Below are 19,541 nucleotides of genomic sequence, written 5' to 3'. Positions count from 1 at the left end.
AAGTAAACATGACTAAAGGATTTCAATACAGTATTCTGGCGTCAGGATCAAGCGGTAATTGTTTCTATCTGGAAACAGACCAAAAGCGGATTCTGGTTGACGCTGGCTTATCAGGCAAGAAAATTACGAGCTTGCTGGGCGAAATTGACCGCAAGCCTGAGGATTTGGATGCTATTTTAGTGACCCATGAGCACAAGGATCACATTCATGGTGTTGGTGTATTGGCTCGCAAGTATCATCTGGATATTTATGCTAATGAGGCCACTTGGAAGGCTATGGAAAAGGACCTGGGCAAGCTGAATGCTAGTCAAAAGCATATCTTTGAATTGGGCAAGACCAAGACCTTTGGAGACTTGGATGTGGAGAGCTTTGGTGTCAGTCATGACGCAGCCTGTCCACAATTTTACCGCTTCATGAAGGATGACAAAAGCTTTGTCATGCTGACGGATACGGGCTATGTCAGTGACCGGATGGCTGGGATTATCGAAAATGCTGACGGGTACTTGATTGAGAGCAACCATGATATTGAAATTCTTCGCAGCGGTGCCTATCCTTGGAGTCTCAAGCAGCGGATTCTGTCTGATATGGGCCATCTGTCCAATGAAGACGGAGCGGAGACCATGATTCGGACTCTGGGCAATCGCACCAAGCGAATCTATCTGGGACATCTCAGTAAGGAAAATAATATCAAGGAATTGGCTCATATGACCATGGTCAATCAACTGGCTCAAGCCGATATGGCAGTCGGCCACGATTTCCAGGTCTATGATACCTCGCCTGATACCGCGACACCTTTGACGAATATTTAAAAATCGAACTAAAAAATTTGGTTTTCTTGCTCTAGTGCGGTATCCATTATATATTTAAAAAGCAAGGGTTTTTATTTTGCAAAGGAGCTTGTATGCGTCCAATTTACTTTGTGGTAGGTCTCTTATCTTTAGGGTTAGGAGTTTTAGGGATTTTTCTGCCTCTCCTGCCGACGACACCATTTCTTCTCTTGTCCATTGCCTGCTTTTCGCGCAGTTCCAAGCGTTTTGAGAATTGGCTCTATCATACCAAGATGTACCAAATCTATGTGGCAGATTTTCGAGAGACGGGAACGATTGCCAAGGAGCGTAAGAAAAAGATTATCGTTTCCATCTATATCTTGATGGGGATTTCCATTTTTCTAGCGCCTATTATTTGGGTTAAGATTGGACTGTTGGGTCTGACCGTTTTTATCACCTATTATTTGTTTAAAGTAATTCCGGATAAGGAATAGAAATCACTGTCAGCAGGTGCGTTTGCGCCTGTTTTTTGTTATAATAGAGACTGTATATCTTTGGAAAGGAAAAGGTATCATGCTGCTTATCTGACTGAAGTCAGCATGATGTAAAATAGTAATGGAAAATTTGAAAAAAGCATTGCTGGAGCAGTTTGACTTGGTCTTCTCTGATGAGACCTTGTTGGAAACGGCTTTTACCCATACGAGCTATGCCAATGAGCACCGCCTCTTAAAAATTTCACACAATGAACGCTTGGAATTTTTAGGAGACGCTGTTCTGCAACTGATTATTTCGGAGTATCTTTATACCAAGTATCCTAAGAGGCCAGAGGGAGACCTGTCTAAGCTGCGTTCCATGATTGTTCGGGAGGAGAGCTTGGCAGGCTTTGCCCGAGATTGTCAGTTTGATCAGTTTATCAAGCTGGGACGTGGAGAGGAGAAGTCTGGCGGCCGTAATCGTGATACGATTTTAGGTGATTTGTTCGAGGCCTTTTTAGGCGCCTTGCTCTTAGATAAGGGTGTGGAAGCAGTCAAAAGCTTTCTCTATCAAGTCATGATTCCCAAGGTGGAAGCGGGAGATTTTGAGCGGGTGACGGACTATAAGACCAAGCTGCAAGAGTTGTTGCAGATTAATGGTGATGTGGAAATTACCTATCAGGTCGTCTCCGAGACAGGGCCAGCTCATGCTAAAAATTTCGAGGTGGCCGTTCTCATCAATGGTCGCAAGTCCGGTCAAGGCCAGGGGCGTTCTAAAAAGCTGGCCGAGCAGGAAGCTGCTAAAAACGCATTTGAAAAGGAAAGTTCTTCATGTTTTTAAAGGAAATTGAAATTCAGGGCTTCAAGTCATTTGCTGACAAGACTAAAGTTGTCTTTGATCAGGGAGTGACAGCGGTTGTTGGGCCAAATGGTTCCGGCAAGTCCAATATTACGGAGAGCCTGCGCTGGGCCTTGGGAGAGTCCAGTGTGAAAAGTCTGCGGGGCGGCAAGATGCCCGATGTGATTTTTGCGGGAACAGAAACCCGCAAGCCACTAAATTACGCATCAGTGGTAGTGGTTCTGGATAACAGTGACCAATTTATCAAGGATGCTGCCAATGAGATTCGGGTGGAGCGTCACATTTACCGCAGCGGTGACAGTGAGTATAAGATTGACGGTAAAAAAGTCCGTCTGCGCGATGTCCATGATCTCTTCATGGATACTGGGCTGGGACGAGATTCCTTCTCCATCATTTCCCAAGGGAAAGTTGAAGAAATCTTTAACAGCAAGCCCGAGGAACGCCGGGCAATCTTTGAAGAGGCGGCTGGAGTGCTTAAGTATAAGACACGTCGCAAAGAAACGGAAAGCAAGCTTAGTCAAACTCAGGATAATCTGGACCGTCTGGAAGACATTATCTACGAGCTGGAGAGCCAGGTCAAGCCCTTGGAGAAGCAGGCTGAAACTGCTAAGCGCTTCTTGAGTCTGGATGGCCAGCGCCGAGAGCTTTACTTGGATGTTTTGGTCGCTCAGTTGACAGCTAATAAGGAAAGACTGACCCAGGCTGAAGAAGATTTAACGAATATCCAGCAGGAGCTAGCAGCCTACTATAGCAAGCGCGATGAGCTGGAAGTTGAAAATCAAACCTTGAAGGCCAAGCGTCATGAGCTCAATCAAACTTTGTCTGATAATCAGGCTAGTTTGCTGGAATTGACCCGCTTAATCAGTGATTTGGAGCGTCAGATTGATCTTTCTAAGTTGGAGTCCAGCCAGGCAGCGACCAGCCGTCGGGAAAATGAAGAACGCTTGGCCGCTCTGTCAGAAAAACTGGCTCAGATAGAAAGCAACATAGAAGACAAGCAGGCTGAATTGAGCCAAATAGCTGCCCAACTGAGTGACAATGAGGAGTCTATCGCTGCTTTGGAAGCAGAATTAGCAGACTTTTCAGATGATCCAGACCAGCTGATTGAACATCTGCGTGAGCAGTATGTCAAGCTCATGCAGGAAGAGGCAAATCTTTCTAATGACTTGACTTCTCTGGAGAGCCAGATGGCTAGCGAGCTTAAACTAGCTGAGAGCAAGAAGGCAGACTATGCTAAGCTGCAGGTTGATTTGGAGGCTAGTCAGACTCAGGAGCAGGCTGGTTTGGAAGAGTTGGAAATTGCTCGCCAAGCCCTCAAGGGCCTACTGGCTGACTACCAGAGTCAGATCCAGTTGGTAGAGAAGCTAGAGGCTGACTATAAGCATCAGCAGACTAAGATGTTTGAGCTTTTGGACGACCTCAAAAACAAGCAGGCACGTTCTAATAGTTTGGAAGCCATTCTCAAAAATCACAGCAATTTCTATGCTGGGGTTAAGAGTGTGCTGCAGGAGGCAGGCCGTCTAGGTGGCATTGTTGGAGCTGTTAGCGAAAAGCTTAGCTTTGATCCCCACTATCAGACAGCGCTGGAAATTGCCTTGGGAGCCAGCAGTCAGAATATCATCGTAGAAGATGAGGCGGCTGCGACTCGGGCTATCGAATTTCTGAAGAAAAATCGGGCTGGCCGGGCAACCTTCCTGCCTTTAACAACCATCAAGCCGCGTCAGCTGCCTGACCATAACCGTGCTACGATTGAAAAAAGTGCTGGTTTTCTGGGACTGGCTTCTTCTCTGGTCAGCTATGATTCATCGTTAGACAGCATTTTTCAAAATCTGCTGGGAACGACCGCTATTTTTGATACAGTGGAGCATGCCCGAGCGGCAGCTCGTCAAGTACGCTATCAGGTTCGCATGGTGACTCTGGATGGAACAGAGCTTCGGACTGGAGGTTCTTATGCTGGTGGTGCCAACCGCAATAACAATACTATCTTTATCAAGCCGGAGCTAGATGCTTTGCTTGAGGAGATAAAGCAGAAAAATGTCAGCTTGAAAGAGCAGGAAGAAGCAGTGCAAATTCTGCAAAACCAGCTAAGTCAGGCTAAGCAGGTATTGGAACAAATCAAGACAGATGGTGAGCAGGCTCGTTTAGCTGAGCAAAAGGCTAATCTAGCCTATGAACAGTTAGCCAAGCGCGTAGAAGAACTCACAAGCCTGAAAAATCTACAGGAACAGGAGTTGGCTGGTCAGTCTGCTTTGGATATTTCGGAAGAGAAAGAGCGACTGCAGACCCGCTTGACTGAGATTGAGCAAGAAAAAACGGACATCACTGCGGAAATAGAGCAGGTTAAGTCAAACAAAGATGCAGTTCAGGCTCGTTTTGACAAGCTTTCCTCTCGTTTAGCTGAACTCAAGCTCCAGCGTACAGAGCTGACCTCCAACCAACGCTTTGAAAAGAATGACTTGGAACGTCTGTCCGAGGAAAAAGCCAGCCTTGAAAAAGAGCAGGCGACCTTGGAGCTTTTGATGGAGCAAAAGGAGCAGTCCAGCCTGCAAAAGGTGGATATTACGATTCTGGAAGAGCAATTAGAGACCGCCAAGCAAGAAAAGACTGAGCTGGATCAAAGGCTGATTCGCCTGAAATTTGAGCTTGAAGATTTAGAAGGTCAGTCTGACGATATTGCCAGTCGTTTGGAGCAAGCCCGTCATCAAAATGAAGAATTGATTCGTCGGCAGGCTAAAGCAGAGGCAGAAAAGGATAAGCTCATGGATGTCATGCGCCGTCTGGCAAGCAATCTGACAGATGACTATCAGATGAGCTTCGAAGAAGCAAGCAGCCAGGCTCGTCCGTTAGAAAGTTTACCAGCTGCTGAAAGCCAGGTGAAGGATTTGGAAAAAGCCATTCGAGCTTTAGGTCCGGTCAATCTGGAAGCAGTCGAGCAGTTTGAAGAAGTCAGCAACCGTTTGAACTTCCTCAATGAGCAACGAGACGACGTCCTATCAGCTAAAAATCTGCTATTAGAGACGATTGAAGAGATGAATGACGAAGTTAAGGAACGCTTTAAATCAACCTTTGAAGCCATTCGTGAAAGCTTCAAGGTGACTTTCCGTCAGATGTTTGGCGGTGGTTCTGCAGACCTGATATTGACGGAGGGAGACTTGCTGACGGCTGGTGTAGAAATCTCTGTTCAGCCACCTGGCAAGAAAATCCAGTCGCTCAATCTGATGAGCGGTGGTGAGAAGGCCTTGTCAGCTTTGGCTCTGCTCTTCTCTATCATCCGCGTTAAGACCATTCCTTTTGTCATCTTGGACGAGGTGGAAGCAGCGCTGGACGAGGCGAATGTTAAACGCTTTGGGGATTATCTCAATCGATTTGACAAGGATAGTCAGTTCATCGTGGTCACTCACCGTAAGGGAACCATGTCAGCAGCAGACTCTATTTACGGAGTTACCATGCAGGAGTCTGGCGTTTCCAAGATTGTCTCAGTCAAGTTAAAAGATTTAGAAAGTATGTAAAATGAGTATAAAATTAGTAGCAACGGATATGGACGGTACCTTTTTGGACAGTAAAGGTCAGTTTGATATGGACCGCCTCAAGCAAGTTTTGGCTCGCTTCAAAGAAAAAGGTATCTACTTTGCTGTAGCCAGCGGACGGGGTCTCTTGTCGCTGGAAAAGCTGTTTAAGGAAGTGCGCAATGAGATTATTTTTATTGCTGAAAACGGCAGTTTAGTTGAATTTCACGGCGAGGATCTCTATGAAGCAACCATGCCACGGGACTTTTACCTTAAGGTTTTTGACAAGCTGCAGGAATCTCCCTATGTCAATGTCAATGAGCTGCTTCTAACGGGCAAACGTGCTTGCTATGTATTGGAGACTGTGGATCCGACCTATCTTTCTTTCAGTGCTCATTATAATGAAAATATTCAAAAAGTAGCTAGCCTGGCTGATATCGACGATGAAATTTTCAAGTTTACGACCAATTTTGCTGAGAACCAAGTCGCAGCTGGTGAGGCTTGGGTCAATGAAAATATCGACGGAGTTAAGGCTATGACGACTGGCTTCAAGTCCATTGACATCGTTTTGGACCATGTCGATAAGGGGGTTGCCATTGTCGAGCTGGCCAAGAAGCTAGACATAGATCTTTCTCAGGTTATGGTCTTTGGTGATAATCTCAATGATTTGCACATGATGCAGGTGGCTGGCTATCCGATTGCGACTGAAAATGCTCGTCCTGAGATTTTAGAAGTCGCCAAGGAAGTCATCGGTCACCATGATGCTCAGTCGGTTATCACTTACATGGAGGGATTATAATGGCAGATATAAAACTGATTGCTCTGGACTTGGATGGAACTCTTCTGACTTCAGACAAGAAGATTTCTGACCGCAATTTAGTAGCTCTAAAAGCAGCTCAGGATAAGGGTGTTAAGGTAGTTTTGACTACTGGTCGTCCCCTTAAGGCCATGGACTTTTTCCTGCATGAGCTGGGAACTGACGGTCGCGAGGATGAGTACACCATTACTTTTAATGGTGGTCTTGTTCAGCGCAACACTGGAGAAATCCTTGATAAAACGGTCTTTTCTTTTGATGATGTAGCCCGGATTTACGAGGAGACAGACAAGCTCCATATCCCTCTTGATGCTATCTGCGAAGGGCTGGTCTACCAGATTCAGTCCGATCAAGACTCGCTTTATGCTCAGTTCAATCCAGCTCTGACCTTTGAGTCTATTGATTTTAGTGATTTGTCCAGCCAGCAGACTTACAATAAATGTGTCACTGCTTATGCTCAAGAACCATTGGATGCGGCTATTGAGCAAATTTCACCGGAATTATTTGAGCGCTATGAGATTTTCAAATCAAGAGAAATGCTGCTGGAGTGGTCCCCTAAAAATGTCCATAAGGCTAATGGTCTGGAGAAACTGATTGCCCATTTAGGCATTGAGAGAAGTCAGGTCATGGCCTGTGGTGATGAAGCCAACGATCTTTCTATGATTGAGTGGGCTGGTTTGGGAGTGGCCATGCAGAATGCAGTAGCCATCGTCAAAGAAGCAGCCAATGTGGTGACACCTATGACCAATGATGAGGATGCAGTGGCTTGGGCTATTGAAGAATATGTACTAAAGGAGGATTAGCCGATGGGATTATTTGATCGCCTTTTCGGCCGAAAAAAACAAGAACCGCCGATTGAAGAAGTTGTCAAGGAAGCATTGGAAAACATTGACGAGCTTGAAGAAGAAACAGCGCCTGCTCCAGAAGCAGGAGAAAATCTTGAAGCGGAAGCTGTTCAGTCTTATCAAGGTGAGCAGCAACTTGATGACCAAATTTCGGATACAATAGATAGTTTGGCTGATGTTGAAGAGCCAGCATCTCAAGCCATCCAAGAAGAAAGCAAGGAGCCAGAGCATGAAAGAGAAATTATTGCAGAAAATCAAGAAGTGGCTCAAGGAGCAAGTCAGACTGAAGAAACTCTAGAAGAGCATCATGCTGAGAGCAGTGACGAAACGGTAGAAGAACTTGTTGAACAAACGGATCTTTCGGATGAAGCATCATCTCATACCAAGCATGAAGCATCTTCTTATGACGAGGTGGCAACTGATTCAAATAATGAGTTCGAGCTAGAAACAGAAGCTGAGTCACTAACAGAATCAGAACAGGTCGATCAAGCAGCTGATGTTGCTGAAGAATCAGAAGTAGCAGCTACAGAAGAGCCTGCTGATCTTCCTCAAGAGGAATCCACTCAGGAAAAATATGACCGCAGCCTAAAGAAGACTCGGACAGGATTTGGAGCACGGCTCAATGCTTTCTTTGCTAATTTCCGCTCAGTAGATGAAGAGTTCTTCGAAGACTTGGAAGAGCTGCTCATCACTAGTGATGTAGGAGTGCAGGTGGCTTCCAGTCTGACTGAGGAACTACGCTATGAAGCCCGTCTGGAAAATGCTAAAAAACCAGCTGCTCTGCGCCAGCTGATTATTGAAAAATTGGTGGACATTTATGAGAAAGATGGCCGCTTTAATGAAAAAATCAATTTCCAAAACGGTTTGACTGTCATGCTCTTTGTTGGGGTCAACGGAGTCGGCAAGACCACCTCTATCGGTAAACTAGCCTATAAGTACAAACAACAAGGCAAGAAAGTCATGTTGGTAGCAGCAGATACATTCCGAGCTGGAGCAGTAGCTCAGCTGGCTGAATGGGGTCGGCGCGTAGATGTTCCTGTAGTGACGGGACCTGAGAAGAGCGACCCTGCCAGCGTGGTTTATGACGGAATGGAGCGTGCTCAGGCAGAGCAGGTTGATGTTCTTATGATTGATACGGCTGGTCGCCTGCAAAATAAGGACAACCTCATGGCGGAGCTGGAGAAAATTGGCCGTATTATTAAGCGGGTGGATCCAGAAGCGCCACATGAAACTTTCCTAGCTCTCGATGCTTCAACCGGTCAGAATGCTCTGGTTCAGGCTAAGGAATTTTCTAAAATTACTCCAGTCACAGGAATTGTACTGACGAAGATTGATGGAACAGCTCGAGGTGGGGTTGTGCTAGCCATTCGTCAGGAATTGGATATTCCAGTGAAGCTGATTGGTTTTGGAGAAAAGATTGATGATATCGGTGAGTTTAACTCAGAGAATTTTATGAAAGGCCTGCTTGAAGGCTTGGTATAAAACAAAAAACCAGTACTCGTACTGGTTTTTTATGAACAATTTTTAAATCTTACTTGTTTGGAGACCACTGCCAGTCAGCTCCAAATTCTCTAAGGAGTTCAAAGGAAGCATCTGGACCCATAGAACCGACAGGATACTCATGAAGAGGCACTTCGTTGCTACGCCAGAGCTCTTCAATCTGATCGATCAGCTCCCAGCTGGAGCGGACTTCATCCCAGTGGCTGAAGTTGGTTGAGTCATTGTTAAGGACGTCAAAGATTAATTTTTCGTAAGGATCAGGGGAAGCACCACTAGCTGTTGCGTCTGTTCGATAGTCCAGAGAGAGAGGAGCCAAGCTGAAGCGCTCGCCGACCTCTTTGCCATTCATGCTGAGAGAGAAGCCCTCAGTCGGCTGGATATGAATGGTCAGAACATTTGGGGCTAATTCCTCACCAAAGATAGACTCCATCTGCTTGAAGACAATATTGACAAGAGTGCCTTTTTCAGTGAGGCGTTTACCAGTTCGGAAGAAAAATGGAACATCACAGAAACGTTCGCTATTTACGAAGAAAGCTCCTGAAGCAAAGGTTTCAGTCATGGAGTCAGGGTTGACATTAGGTTCACTCCGGTAGGAGATGTATTTCTTACCTTTGACCGTGCCTGACTTATACTGACCGCGTATAAAGAAGCGTTTCAAGTCTTCTTTATCGGGCTGCACCAAGCGTTCAAAAACCTTTACTTTCTCTGCCCGAATGTCCTCTTTGCTGAAGCTTTTTGGCTTGTCCATAGCTAAGAGTGATAGGAGTTGCAAGGTATGATTCTGCACCATATCCCGTAGAGCGCCGGACTGGTCATAGTAACCGCCGCGTTCTTCGACACCTAGCTTTTCGGCAAAGGTAATCTGGACATTGTCAATGTAGTCACGATTCCAGATATTTTCAAAGAGAAGATTGGCAAAGCGGATAGCAAAGATGCTCTGAATCATTTCCTTGCCTAGGTAATGGTCAATACGGAAAATCTGCTCTTCATCAAAGGCTGCTAAGAGTTCTTCGTTAAGTTGGCTGGCAGTTGCCAAGTCTGTCCCGAAAGGTTTTTCAACAATCAGACGTTCAAATCCTTTTCCATCTACGATGTTTTCAGACTTGAGGTGTTTGGCAATGGTGCCGAAAAATTGCGGAGCCATGGACAGGAAGAAGAGTTTATTGTGCTCGGCTTGGTACTGCTCATTGAGTCGATTTTGAAGCTTGCGCAGCTCAATGTAGTGCTCGGTATCCTGCACATCATGACTTTGATAGTAGAAGTGGCTGGCAAACTCTTGGGCTTGCTCTGGACTGTCAGCTAAATCAGCGATTGCTTCGACAACGACAGACTCAAAATACTCCTTGCTCCAAGGCCGGCGGGCTGTTCCAATAACTGCAAAATGCTTGGAAAGATTGCCAGACTTATAGAGCCTGAAGAGGGATGGATAGAGTTTTCTTTTGGCCAAGTCACCGCTGGCTCCGAAAATTGTTACAATAACTTTTAAAGACATCCTGATACCTATTTTCTAAATGATGTCTCTATTTTATCACAATTTTTCTAAAGATTGTATTCAGAAATTCGGTTTCTGAAAAGGGAGATAAATAGGAAGAAATAGACCGCTGCTTGAAAAATATTCAAATACAAAAAATGAGGCTTAGGCACAATTGTGCCAGCCTCGTTTTCTTTATTCAAATACCCGATAAACGTAAGGGTTGTCCGGTTTTTCTACCTTATCAAAGCTTTCAACTTCTAGAGTTGGAAGGCTTTGCCCCAGACTTTTATGGTAGTGCATGCTAATTTTTCCCTTGGCATGAATCCAGGTATTATTCTCGAAATGCTGAGTATTTCCAGTCGTCAAGAGACCATAGACACCTGAGTCGGCGATACAATGGATAATACCGAAGCGAAAGAGAAATTGGCTCTTCTGGTCGCTGGGGTCATTGTAGACAAATCCAGTGAACTCCAGCGTTTTGCCTACAAACTCGTCGGGATAATCATAGATGACCTCCATGATTTCCATGTAGTTCTCAGTTGTGACCTGAATGGTATCTTGCTTGACATATTTCTTGGCGGCTGCCCGCATTTCTTTTTCGTAAGCTCCTTTGGTAAAGTAGGTGCTAGTGTCAGGCTTCAGGTATTGACTGGTAGTGCCTTCGTCCTGCTGAATAGCAGTTGAAGTTCCCTCAGCTAGTGGAAAATGAAATCCTTTGGCCGAAACTGTTGTCGAATCCAAGGTAACAGTTGGAAAGAAAATTCCCACAAAAAGCGGAATGACAAGGAGCATCACGCTGCCTAACTTGGCCCAGCGAGTATTTAAATGACTGTGGACCTCCATCTTCTTCATCCAGATGATGAGCTGCACAACTGCCAAGATAAAAGATAGAATCATAGACAAGTAGGCCAGATAGGAGTAGTGGAGATTGATATATTGGTTGAGCTTGCCTGTCAGCTGCAGGTACATGGTGATCTCAAAGTAGCCAACTAAGATTAGAAATCGAATCATAGCACCACCCCCACAAGCCAAGAGTAAAGAAAGACAACGACAGTAACCAGGCTGATAAATTGCCAGATAAAGCGTGTCTTAAAGTAGTTTTTCATCATCAGCAGATTCTTGACATCTAGCATAGGCCCAATGACCAAGAAAGCTAAGACTGGCGATAAGCCGAAGCTAGCAATCAAAGAGCTTCCGATGAAAGCATCAGCTTCGCTGCAAAGTGAGAGCAGGAAGGACAGCAGCATGAGCAGGAGAATAGCAACAGCTGGTGTTGAGCTGATGGAGGTCAAGATTCTGGTTGGCACATAGACCTGGACTAGGCTGGCAAAGAGACAGCCAAAGACCAGATAGCGACCTGTATCGAAAAATTCGTCAATGGCCTGAACAAAGACCTGAAAAAGCTTTTGTCCCTTGCTGAGATGTGAAAAGTCATGTTCATGGACTGCTTTGCGATTTTCTTTTTGAATATTGCTATCCGCAAAGAAGCCCAGAAAAATCCCTAAAAGAATAGCCACGACCATAGAACCTAAAGCACGAAGCAGAGCCATTCGGAGGGAATTTCCAAAGGCTGAGTAGGTCGCAAAGAGCACGATGGGGTTGATGACTGGAGCCGTTACCAGAAAGGGCACAGCTGTGTAACTGGGAACTTTCTTTTCTAGAAACCGATTGATAATAGGGACGATTCCGCACTCGCAAGATGGGAAGACAAAACCAACCAAGCTTCCAAAGAAAATCCGAGCCCATTTGTTCTTGGGCAGGAAACGATAAACCTTGTCTGGCGTGACATACACCTCGATAAAGCCAGAAATGATACTTCCAATCAAGACAAAAGGCAGAGCCTCAATGATAATGGAGAGAAAGATGGCACCGGCTTGCAGGACACTGGCCGGTAGCTGAGAGAAGAAGCTCATTCTTTCTTATCCTTCTCGTTTTTAGATTTTTTCTTGTCTTCCTCAGGGAACTCTACCTTTTCCATCTTGGGCAGGGTCGCAAATTCCTCGAACATTTTGTCCAAATCGTCTGATCTAGTAAATTTAACAGCCATAAAGGCACCTCATTTCTAAAATAATAATTCTATTATACTACCAATCATCAAAAAATGAAATTTTGAAACATAAGAGACTCTTTGTCGCTGATTTAGCCTAAATTTTTTTGTACAAATAGTACTAAATAGTTCTAAAAAGGCCTATCTTTCAAAGTACTTGTGATATAATAGGATTGTTATGGAAAATATAAATATTGAAAGAATTGCCCAGAAATTGGGCCTTAAAGAAAGCCAAGTATCACAAGTCCTAGAACTGACCGCTGAGGGAAATACAATTCCTTTTATTGCTCGTTACCGTAAGGAAATGACAGGAAATCTGGATGAGGTAGAGATTAAGGCAATTATTGACTTAGATAAGAGCATGACTGCTTTGGCAGAGCGTAAAGCGACGGTCTTAGCTAAGATTGAGGAGCAGGGCAAACTAACGGATGCGCTACGATCTGAGATTGAGGCTGCTGAAAAGCTGGCTGATGTGGAAGAACTTTATCTTCCTTATAAGGAGAAACGCCGTACCAAGGCTACTATTGCCCGTGAAGCAGGTCTCTTTCCTTTGGCCCGCCTCATCCTACAGGATGCGGCTAACTTGCAAGAAGAAGCTGAGAAACTGACTAGTGAAGCCTTTCCGACAGCAGAAGCTGCTCTTGCTGGAGCAGTGGATATTCTGACTGAGGCGATTTCCGAAGATACCAAGCTGCGGGCTTGGACCTACCATGAGATGCAGACCAATTCTTCTATCGTATCCAGTCTCAAAGACGGTGATTTGGATGAAAAGCAGGTCTTCCAGATTTATTATGATTTTTCCGAAAAAGTAGCGACCATGCAGGGCTACCGAACACTGGCCCTTAACCGTGGTGAGAAGCTAGGTATTCTCAAGGTTGGTTTTGAGCACAATCTTGAGAAAATCCTACGCTTCTTTGAAGTACGTTTCAAGGTGAAAAATGCCTATATTATCGAAGCTGTTCAGCAAGCAGTCAAAAAGAAAATCATTCCAGCTATGGAGCGCCGTATTCGGACCGAGCTGACTGAGGCTGCTGAGGATGGAGCAATTCAGCTCTTCTCAGATAACCTCCGCCATCTTCTCCTAATTGCTCCTCTCAAAGGTCGCGTAGTACTGGGCTTTGACCCAGCCTTTCGAACAGGGGCTAAGCTAGCTGTTGTTGATGCGACAGGTAAGATGCTGACAACTCATGTCATCTATCCAGTAGCGCCAGCAAAGCCAGCTCAGATTGAAGCTTCTAAAAAGGAGTTGTCAGAGCTGATTGAGCAGTTTGGCGTGGAAATCATTGCCATTGGAAATGGAACGGCCAGCCGAGAAAGCGAAGCCTTTGTAGCGGAAATTTTGAAATCCCATCCAAATGTCAGCTATGTTATCGTCAATGAGAGCGGAGCATCTGTCTACTCTGCTAGTGAACTGGCTCGCCATGAGTTTCCAGAGTTGACTGTTGAAAAGCGCTCAGCTATTTCCATTGCCCGCCGATTGCAGGATCCTTTGGCTGAGCTGGTTAAGATTGATCCTAAGTCTATCGGGGTTGGCCAGTACCAGCATGATGTCAGCCAGAAAAAACTGTCTGAAAGTCTGGACTTTGTCGTTGATACAGTGGTCAACCAAGTCGGGGTCAATATCAACACCGCCAGTCCTGCCCTGCTGGCCCATGTAGCTGGTCTTAATAAAACTATCTCAGAAAATATTGTCAAATACCGAGAAACAGAAGGTTTGATTCGGTCTCGCGAGGCTATCAAGAAAGTGCCACGTCTGGGCGCAAAAGCTTTTGAACAGGCGGCCGGCTTCCTGCGTATTCCTGAAAGTGATAACCTGCTAGACAATACAGGCGTTCACCCAGAGTCTTATAAGGCTGTGGAGGAGCTATTTAAGCGTCTGGAAATTAGCAGTTTGGATGAAGCTGCCCAAGCTAAGTTAAAAGCTGTTCAGACTGCTAGTTTGGCTGCAGAGCTAGGCTTGGGAGAAGAAACCCTCAAAGATATTATTGCGGATTTGCTCAAGCCTGGCCGAGATTTGCGTGATTCCTTTGACGCGCCAGTTCTGCGGCAGGATGTCTTGGATATCAAGGACCTGCGCATCGGTCAAAAGCTGGAAGGAGTCGTCCGGAATGTTGTCGATTTTGGAGCCTTTGTAGATATCGGTATCCACGAAGACGGTCTTATTCATATCTCCAAGCTGAGTACAGACTATATCAAGCATCCTAGTCAGGTCCTATCTGTTGGTGACTTGGTCACTGTCTGGGTGGATAAACTGGATGTGGAGCGGGAGAAGGTCAACCTCTCTCTGATAGCACCAAATGAATCTAACTAACTATGTCAAGCGGGTTTCGCTTGAGGATTTTGGCTGGGAATTCCGCCACCAAGCTTATTGGAATAAGCGTCTCCGTACTACAGGGGGGACGCTTCTTTCCAAAAGATGGCCATCTGGATTTTAACCCAAAAATCTATGAAACTTTTGGGCTGGGAACCTTTCGAAAAATTGTCCGCCATGAGCTGGCTCACTATCACCTCTATTATCAGGGCAAAGGTTACCGCCATGGGGATCAAGATTTTAAAGAACTGCTCAAGAAAGTTGATGGTCTGCGCTACGCTCCATCCTTGTCCGACTCGCAATCTTTTCTCATCTATGAATGCCTGAGCTGCGGAGCACTTATCCGTCGCAGACGTAGAGTCAATCTTCAAAAATACCGTTGCGGACGCTGTATGGGCATGCTCTGTTTGTCAGAGAAAGCTTGATAGATTAGCAAGAGAGTTCCTTGAAGAACTCTCTTTTTTAAAAGAATGAATTTTCTAAAGCATAATCAGCCTTTGGCCCGATTGTTTTTTCATGAAATATGGTAGAATAAAGTAAATATGATCATTGAGGTCTCTATCATGAACGTGAAATTCTATAAGTTGAAAAAGAATCGACTGATTTCCGGTGTCTTGTCCGGTCTGTGTGATAAATTTGATTTTGATCTGAGCCTAGTGCGCTTCCTCTTTATTATCTTTACTGTGGTCAATTTCGGCTTGGGAATTCTCATCTATATCCTGCTAGCTATGGTTATGCCCTATAAAGAAGACATAGAAGAAGAAATGTATGGAACCGGCCCGCGCAAACGAAAAGAAGCAGAAACTATCGAAGACGATAAAGACGGCTGGTTTTGGTAATTCTTAATAAAATAGAAAATTTCGGGATGCACTCCCGATTTTTTACTTGAAGTAGGGAATGTTTTAGTAAGACATTTCTATGCCGTGATTTATTTTCTGCTTGCTTCTTTTAGAAAAAATCTAAAAGAAGCAGTCTAGAAAACCAGGTAAGTCGACACTTAAAAACTTCACCAAAATATTGGCAATTTATCTAAGGAGGAAATATGAAAGAAGTTTGGAATTCCTATGACTTAAATCGAAATCAACTCCCTCATCTCCTGGTTCGAGGAGAAAAAATTCCTGAAGGACAGTTTCATCTCTGTGTTAATGTCTTGGTTCGCCGTCAGGATGGTGATATTCTCTTTATGCGGCGATCAGCCAATAAAAGCCTTTATCCTGGCTATTATGAGTTCGGAGCAGGTGGCAGTGTGCTGGCTGGAGAGGATAGTCAGACTGCTGCACTACGTGAATTAAAAGAAGAAACAGGCCTGGTTCCTGACAGCATCAGACTTTTGGAGCAGGTGTGCTCTGTCAATGATCAGTGCCATTTCGACTACTATGAGGTGGTTGTGTCTGGCGATAAGAGTCAAGTCCGCTATCAGGAAGGCGAAACAGATGCTCATGTCTGGTTGCCTCTGAAAGAGGTCCCAGATTTTGTAGAAAACCATCCTTGTTTTAATAACCAAAAGAAGATTCTTAACAGCCTGCTTGACTAAGACCATGGCTGTTTTTCTATTTTTACTAAAAAGTTGATTTAAATCAAAATATTTTTTCGCTCTAAAATCAATCTTAAAGATTCTTTTGAGGTAAAAATTTGCTATAATAGAAGCAGACAAATTTGAAGGGAGAAGACAATGTCAGTAAAGGTCAAAGACCTCTTAAAAATGTCTCGTCTGTCTCAGGAGTACGGAGATAAAGTTTTACTGGAGAAAGAAATTAAAACTTCAGATATTTCTCGGCCTGGACTTGAAATGACTGGATATTTTGATTTTTATACACCCGAGCGGATACAGCTGATTGGGATGAAAGAGTGGTCTTATCTGATGAAGATGAGCTCTCATAATCGCCATCAAGTACTGCTGAAAATGTTCCAGCCTGAGACGCCGGTGGTTATCATTGCTCGAAATTTAGAGATTCCTAAAGAAATGATTGATGCGGCTGATGAGAAGCAGGTTGCTATTCTTAGAAGCAAAGCCTCTACTAGCCGCTTGTCTGGAGAAATTTCCAGTTATCTTGATTCTCGTCTGGCTGAGAGGACCAGTGTTCATGGGGTTCTGATGGATATCTATGGCATGGGAGTTCTCATCCAAGGGGACAGTGGAATTGGTAAAAGTGAGACAGGACTTGAATTGGTTAAGCGTGGCCATCGTTTGGTTGCGGATGACCGAGTGGATATCTATGCCAAGGATGAAGTGACCCTTTGGGGAGAGCCAGCTGAAATTCTGCGCCACCTATTGGAAATTCGTGGTGTTGGTATCATCGATGTCATGAGCTTATACGGAGCCAGTGCTGTCAAAGATTCTTCTCAAGTTCAGATAGCTGTTTATTTGGAGAATTACGACACTCAAAAAACTTTTGACCGTCTAGGTAATGATACAGAGGAGCTGGAGGTTGCAGGTGTCAGAATTCCACGTATTCGGATTCCTGTAAAGACTGGTCGCAATATCTCAGTCGTGATTGAGGCTGCAGCGATGAACTATCGAGCTAAGCAAATGGGCTATGATGCTACTAAGATCTTTGAAGAGCGCCTCACCGATTTAATTAGCCGGAATGAGGTGAAACATGATTGATCCAGTAGCTATCCAACTAGGGCCTATCAGTATTCGCTGGTATGCCATCTGTATTGTCACAGGCTTAGTTTTAGCCGTTTATCTTGCCATGAAAGAGGCTCCGCGTCGGAAGATTATTCCTGATGATATTTTGGATTTTATCCTAGTGGCTTTTCCCGTAGCTATCGTTGGTGCCCGGCTTTATTACGTGGCCTTCGAGTGGGATTATTACGGTAAGAACCTGATAAAAATCATTGATTTTTGGAATGGTGGAATAGCAGGTATTGCGATTTACGGTGGGCTGATAGCTGGTGCTATCGTTCTCTATTTCTTCTGTCGGAGAAGGCTGATTCACCCAGTCGATTTTCTAGATATCGCAGCACCAAGTGTGATGATTGCCCAGAGTATTGGTCGCTGGGGAAATTTTGCCAACCATGAGGCCTATGGTGCGGCAGTTAAGAGTTTGAACTATCTGCCTAGCTTTATTCGGGAAAATATGTATATCGAAGGCAGCTACAGACAGCCAACCTTCCTCTATGAATCTGTATGGAACCTAATTGGCTTTATCTTGATTATTGTTCTCCGCCGTCGGCCTAAGTTGCTGAGACAGGGAGAAATCGCCGCCTTCTATCTGATTTGGTATGGATTTGGTCGGATGATTATTGAGGGGATGCGGACGGACAGTCTCATGTTTGCTGGTCTGCGTGTTTCCCAATGGCTGTCGCTGATTCTTATTTTTGTCGGAATCGGCATCATCATTTACCAAAGAAAAATGAAAGCCCCTTATTATCAAGAATAAGAAATACATAGAGCTGCTGACTCTTATAAGAGATGTCAGCGATGAAAGGAGAGAAATATGATAATTGAAATTGCTTATGCTTTACTGGCGGTTGCCCTTATTATCTTTGTGATTTATTTGACGATTACTGTCAAAAATCTGGGCGAGAAAGCTGGTAAGATGCTAGATGAAACAGAAAATACCATCAAAGTCTTGACTTCTGATGTCAACGTGACCCTTCACCAAACCAATGATTTGCTGGCCAAGGTCAATGTCTTAACTGATGACATCAATCAAAAGGTTGCAACTATTGATCCTTTGTTTACAGCTGTAGCAGACCTGTCTGAGTCTGTTTCAGATTTAAACGTTCAGGCGCGCACGCTGAGTAAAAAAGCTGTGTCTGTTGGCAAGGGATCTGTCAAGACAACAGCTGGTTTATCTGCTTTGCGTTTTGCTTCAAAATTGTTTAAAAAATAAGAAAGAAGGTCTATTATGGGAAAATTTTCATCACTGTTGTTGGGCGCCGTTACAGGTGCAGCTGCTGCCTATTTTCTGACCAGTAAGAAAGGAAAGGAAACGACAGATAAGGTTCGGGACTTTGTTAAGGAATACCAAGAAAATCCTGATGATATCCACGAAGCTGTCGTTCAATCTGCTAAAGACTTTTCAAATCAAGCTGTCAGCGCAATTCAACAAACCAAGGAAAAAGTTGAGAAAGGCGAGATTACAACTGAAACAGTCATCGAATCTGTCAAAGAAACGACAAAATCAGTCGTGGACTACTCGCAAGATAAGTTTAACGAAATCAAAGAAAAATTTGATAAAGAAGAAAGYARCTTTGCWGAGGAAGARCCKGTRATCTTCCAAGAGGAAGAAGAGGAACCTTCAGAAGAAATCATCATTGACTTCGGAGCAGAAGCGACAGAAGGTCAAGAAGAAAAGACTGCTGAAACTGATAATCAAGAAGAAAAATAAAACAAAGAAGCCTAGCAATTTTGCTAGGCTTCTTTGTTTGCTAGAATGAAAAAAACGAGGACATAAGGCGTCTTCGTTTTTTCTTATATTTTAAAATCGTAGAATCACAAGGTTGGTTTATTTGCTAGTTTGGCGTTTCTTTGCGAACAGGCGATAAGATTGAATGCTAATCAAGCTAGAAACAATGGCCAAAGTGAAGGACATAAATGTATTCATTTTTAAACTCAAAAATACAAAGCTAAACAAAACTGTCAAGACACAGAAAACAGCAATATTTAAGAAGAAAAAGAGTTCACTTAATCTTGGTGATGTTTCTGCTTCAGGTAGGTATTCTTGATAGAGTGGTGTTTGTTCAGATTCAATTTCTTGATAGTAGTAGTCAGTTGGGTCATCATATTGTTGGTATTTTCTTACGTGCATAAATTCGATCGACATTTGCCTCTAGAAGTTCCTCAACTTGTTCTATACTTTCAGCTGTTGCTGTAATAATTATCTTTTTCATAAAACCATTATAGCAAAAAAATATAAAGGAGTGGTTTTTCATTCGAATTTATTCGTTTTGTAATCCTTTTGTAATATTTAAAACTGCAAAAAAATGGTAGAAT

The 19,541-nt window shown here is 44.1% G+C and carries 19 protein-coding genes and 2 pseudogenes; 15 read left to right on the top strand and 6 right to left on the bottom strand.

The window, feature by feature from the left end; all coding sequences use genetic code 11:
* Window positions 1–8 precede the first annotated feature (8 nt).
* The 7 genes from K4H96_RS00990 (at window position 9) to ftsY (ending at window position 8,746) form a co-directional block, all read left to right on the top strand.
* Window positions 9–809: an MBL fold metallo-hydrolase gene (locus K4H96_RS00990; RefSeq protein ID WP_223337090.1), complete on the top strand. Its 801-nt coding sequence runs from the start codon at window positions 9–11 to the stop codon at window positions 807–809.
* 92 nt (window positions 810–901) lie between these two features.
* Window positions 902–1,261, top strand: coding sequence for a DUF454 family protein (locus K4H96_RS00985; RefSeq protein ID WP_049547911.1), 360 nt, complete (start codon window positions 902–904; stop codon window positions 1,259–1,261).
* Window positions 1,262–1,382: 121 nt separating this feature from the next.
* A complete protein-coding gene (gene rnc, locus K4H96_RS00980; RefSeq protein WP_002899941.1) occupies window positions 1,383–2,081 on the top strand; it encodes a ribonuclease III in 699 nt (232 codons plus the stop codon).
* Window positions 2,072–5,608 carry a chromosome segregation protein SMC gene (gene smc, locus K4H96_RS00975; RefSeq protein ID WP_227956317.1) on the top strand — a complete coding sequence of 1,179 codons (3,537 nt, stop codon included), beginning with the start codon at window positions 2,072–2,074 and terminating at the stop codon, window positions 5,606–5,608. The genes rnc and smc overlap by 10 nt, the downstream gene beginning before the upstream one ends.
* Window position 5,609: 1 nt before the next feature.
* Window positions 5,610–6,404 (top strand): Cof-type HAD-IIB family hydrolase, encoded by a 795-nt coding sequence (locus tag K4H96_RS00970; RefSeq protein ID WP_061592568.1) that lies wholly within the window; start codon window positions 5,610–5,612, stop codon window positions 6,402–6,404.
* Window positions 6,404–7,222, top strand: coding sequence for a Cof-type HAD-IIB family hydrolase (locus tag K4H96_RS00965; protein WP_061592569.1), 819 nt, complete (start codon window positions 6,404–6,406; stop codon window positions 7,220–7,222). The genes K4H96_RS00970 and K4H96_RS00965 overlap by 1 nt, the downstream gene beginning before the upstream one ends.
* Before the next feature lie 3 nt (window positions 7,223–7,225).
* Complete coding sequence (gene ftsY, locus K4H96_RS00960) at window positions 7,226–8,746, top strand: signal recognition particle-docking protein FtsY (protein ID WP_223337088.1); 1,521 nt, start codon at window positions 7,226–7,228, stop codon at window positions 8,744–8,746.
* 49 nt (window positions 8,747–8,795) lie between these two features.
* Here ftsY and zwf read toward each other — a convergent pair whose 3' ends face one another.
* From zwf to K4H96_RS00940, 4 genes are all read right to left on the bottom strand, one after another.
* Complete coding sequence (gene zwf / locus K4H96_RS00955; RefSeq protein ID WP_223337087.1) at window positions 8,796–10,256, bottom strand: glucose-6-phosphate dehydrogenase; 1,461 nt, start codon at window positions 10,254–10,256, stop codon at window positions 8,796–8,798.
* Window positions 10,257–10,430: 174 nt separating this feature from the next.
* Window positions 10,431–11,249, bottom strand: coding sequence for a TIGR03943 family putative permease subunit (locus tag K4H96_RS00950; RefSeq protein ID WP_002916993.1), 819 nt, complete (start codon window positions 11,247–11,249; stop codon window positions 10,431–10,433).
* The gene (locus K4H96_RS00945; RefSeq protein WP_223337086.1) at window positions 11,246–12,151 is read right to left on the bottom strand and encodes a permease; all 906 of its coding nucleotides are present in this window, start codon (window positions 12,149–12,151) and stop codon (window positions 11,246–11,248) included. The genes K4H96_RS00950 and K4H96_RS00945 overlap by 4 nt, the downstream gene beginning before the upstream one ends.
* Entirely contained in the window at window positions 12,148–12,285 is a 138-nt protein-coding gene (locus K4H96_RS00940; RefSeq protein ID WP_002897213.1) for an SPJ_0845 family protein, read from the bottom strand. The genes K4H96_RS00945 and K4H96_RS00940 overlap by 4 nt, the downstream gene beginning before the upstream one ends.
* Before the next feature lie 178 nt (window positions 12,286–12,463).
* Here K4H96_RS00940 and K4H96_RS00935 point away from each other — a divergent pair, with 178 nt between their 5' ends.
* From K4H96_RS00935 to K4H96_RS00900, 8 genes and pseudogenes are all read left to right on the top strand, one after another.
* Window positions 12,464–14,596, top strand: coding sequence for a Tex family protein (locus K4H96_RS00935; protein WP_223337085.1), 2,133 nt, complete (start codon window positions 12,464–12,466; stop codon window positions 14,594–14,596).
* Window positions 14,583–15,021, top strand: a pseudogene (locus tag K4H96_RS00930) (SprT family protein). Before K4H96_RS00935 ends, K4H96_RS00930 begins: the two are co-directional and overlap by 14 nt.
* A gap of 138 nt (window positions 15,022–15,159) precedes the next feature.
* Window positions 15,160–15,435, top strand: coding sequence for a PspC domain-containing protein (locus K4H96_RS00925; RefSeq protein WP_317627992.1), 276 nt, complete (start codon window positions 15,160–15,162; stop codon window positions 15,433–15,435).
* 203 nt (window positions 15,436–15,638) lie between these two features.
* Window positions 15,639–16,130: an NUDIX hydrolase gene (locus K4H96_RS00920; protein ID WP_223337084.1), complete on the top strand. Its 492-nt coding sequence runs from the start codon at window positions 15,639–15,641 to the stop codon at window positions 16,128–16,130.
* 138 nt (window positions 16,131–16,268) lie between these two features.
* Window positions 16,269–17,204: an HPr(Ser) kinase/phosphatase gene (gene hprK / locus K4H96_RS00915; RefSeq protein WP_002894971.1), complete on the top strand. Its 936-nt coding sequence runs from the start codon at window positions 16,269–16,271 to the stop codon at window positions 17,202–17,204.
* Window positions 17,197–17,982, top strand: coding sequence for a prolipoprotein diacylglyceryl transferase (gene lgt / locus K4H96_RS00910; RefSeq protein ID WP_223337083.1), 786 nt, complete (start codon window positions 17,197–17,199; stop codon window positions 17,980–17,982). Before hprK ends, lgt begins: the two co-directional genes overlap by 8 nt.
* A 57-nt stretch (window positions 17,983–18,039) precedes the next feature.
* Window positions 18,040–18,438 carry a DUF948 domain-containing protein gene (locus K4H96_RS00905; protein WP_002894975.1) on the top strand — a complete coding sequence of 133 codons (399 nt, stop codon included), beginning with the start codon at window positions 18,040–18,042 and terminating at the stop codon, window positions 18,436–18,438.
* 15 nt (window positions 18,439–18,453) lie between these two features.
* Window positions 18,454–18,936: a YtxH domain-containing protein gene (locus tag K4H96_RS00900; RefSeq protein ID WP_227956315.1), complete on the top strand. Its 483-nt coding sequence runs from the start codon at window positions 18,454–18,456 to the stop codon at window positions 18,934–18,936.
* Between the two features lie 117 nt (window positions 18,937–19,053).
* Here K4H96_RS00900 and K4H96_RS00895 read toward each other — a convergent pair whose 3' ends face one another.
* Both K4H96_RS00895 and K4H96_RS00890 read right to left on the bottom strand, forming a co-directional pair.
* On the bottom strand, window positions 19,054–19,356 hold the full coding sequence (locus tag K4H96_RS00895) for a DUF3270 family protein (RefSeq protein ID WP_223337082.1): 303 nt from the start codon (window positions 19,354–19,356) through the stop codon (window positions 19,054–19,056).
* A pseudogene (locus tag K4H96_RS00890) lies at window positions 19,343–19,438 on the bottom strand (peptidase U32 family protein); the annotation flags it as partial. The gene K4H96_RS00895 and the pseudogene K4H96_RS00890, both read right to left, overlap by 14 nt.
* Window positions 19,439–19,541: the final 103 nt, after the last annotated feature.

Origin of the sequence: Streptococcus sanguinis (assembly GCF_020729765.1) — a bacterium.
GTDB lineage: Bacteria > Bacillota > Bacilli > Lactobacillales > Streptococcaceae > Streptococcus > Streptococcus sanguinis_Q.
Note: the sequence above shows the minus strand (reverse complement) of the source record. Positions and strands in the feature narration are given on the sequence as shown.

Coding starts and splice junctions, on each gene's coding strand:
- K4H96_RS00945 (WP_223337086.1), bottom strand. CDS start 12,151: ATGAGCTTCTTCTCTCAGCTACCGGCCAGTGTCCTGCAAGCCGGTGCC.
- K4H96_RS00935 (WP_223337085.1), top strand. CDS start 12,464: ATGGAAAATATAAATATTGAAAGAATTGCCCAGAAATTGGGCCTTAAA.
- smc (WP_227956317.1), top strand. CDS start 2,072: ATGTTTTTAAAGGAAATTGAAATTCAGGGCTTCAAGTCATTTGCTGAC.
- K4H96_RS00940 (WP_002897213.1), bottom strand. CDS start 12,285: ATGGCTGTTAAATTTACTAGATCAGACGATTTGGACAAAATGTTCGAG.
- K4H96_RS00905 (WP_002894975.1), top strand. CDS start 18,040: ATGATAATTGAAATTGCTTATGCTTTACTGGCGGTTGCCCTTATTATC.
- rnc (WP_002899941.1), top strand. CDS start 1,383: ATGGAAAATTTGAAAAAAGCATTGCTGGAGCAGTTTGACTTGGTCTTC.
- hprK (WP_002894971.1), top strand. CDS start 16,269: ATGTCAGTAAAGGTCAAAGACCTCTTAAAAATGTCTCGTCTGTCTCAG.
- K4H96_RS00990 (WP_223337090.1), top strand. CDS start 9: ATGACTAAAGGATTTCAATACAGTATTCTGGCGTCAGGATCAAGCGGT.
- lgt (WP_223337083.1), top strand. CDS start 17,197: ATGATTGATCCAGTAGCTATCCAACTAGGGCCTATCAGTATTCGCTGG.
- zwf (WP_223337087.1), bottom strand. CDS start 10,256: ATGTCTTTAAAAGTTATTGTAACAATTTTCGGAGCCAGCGGTGACTTG.
- K4H96_RS00950 (WP_002916993.1), bottom strand. CDS start 11,249: ATGATTCGATTTCTAATCTTAGTTGGCTACTTTGAGATCACCATGTAC.
- K4H96_RS00965 (WP_061592569.1), top strand. CDS start 6,404: ATGGCAGATATAAAACTGATTGCTCTGGACTTGGATGGAACTCTTCTG.
- K4H96_RS00985 (WP_049547911.1), top strand. CDS start 902: ATGCGTCCAATTTACTTTGTGGTAGGTCTCTTATCTTTAGGGTTAGGA.
- K4H96_RS00925 (WP_317627992.1), top strand. CDS start 15,160: ATGAACGTGAAATTCTATAAGTTGAAAAAGAATCGACTGATTTCCGGT.
- K4H96_RS00920 (WP_223337084.1), top strand. CDS start 15,639: ATGAAAGAAGTTTGGAATTCCTATGACTTAAATCGAAATCAACTCCCT.
- K4H96_RS00895 (WP_223337082.1), bottom strand. CDS start 19,356: ATGCACGTAAGAAAATACCAACAATATGATGACCCAACTGACTACTAC.
- ftsY (WP_223337088.1), top strand. CDS start 7,226: ATGGGATTATTTGATCGCCTTTTCGGCCGAAAAAAACAAGAACCGCCG.
- K4H96_RS00970 (WP_061592568.1), top strand. CDS start 5,610: ATGAGTATAAAATTAGTAGCAACGGATATGGACGGTACCTTTTTGGAC.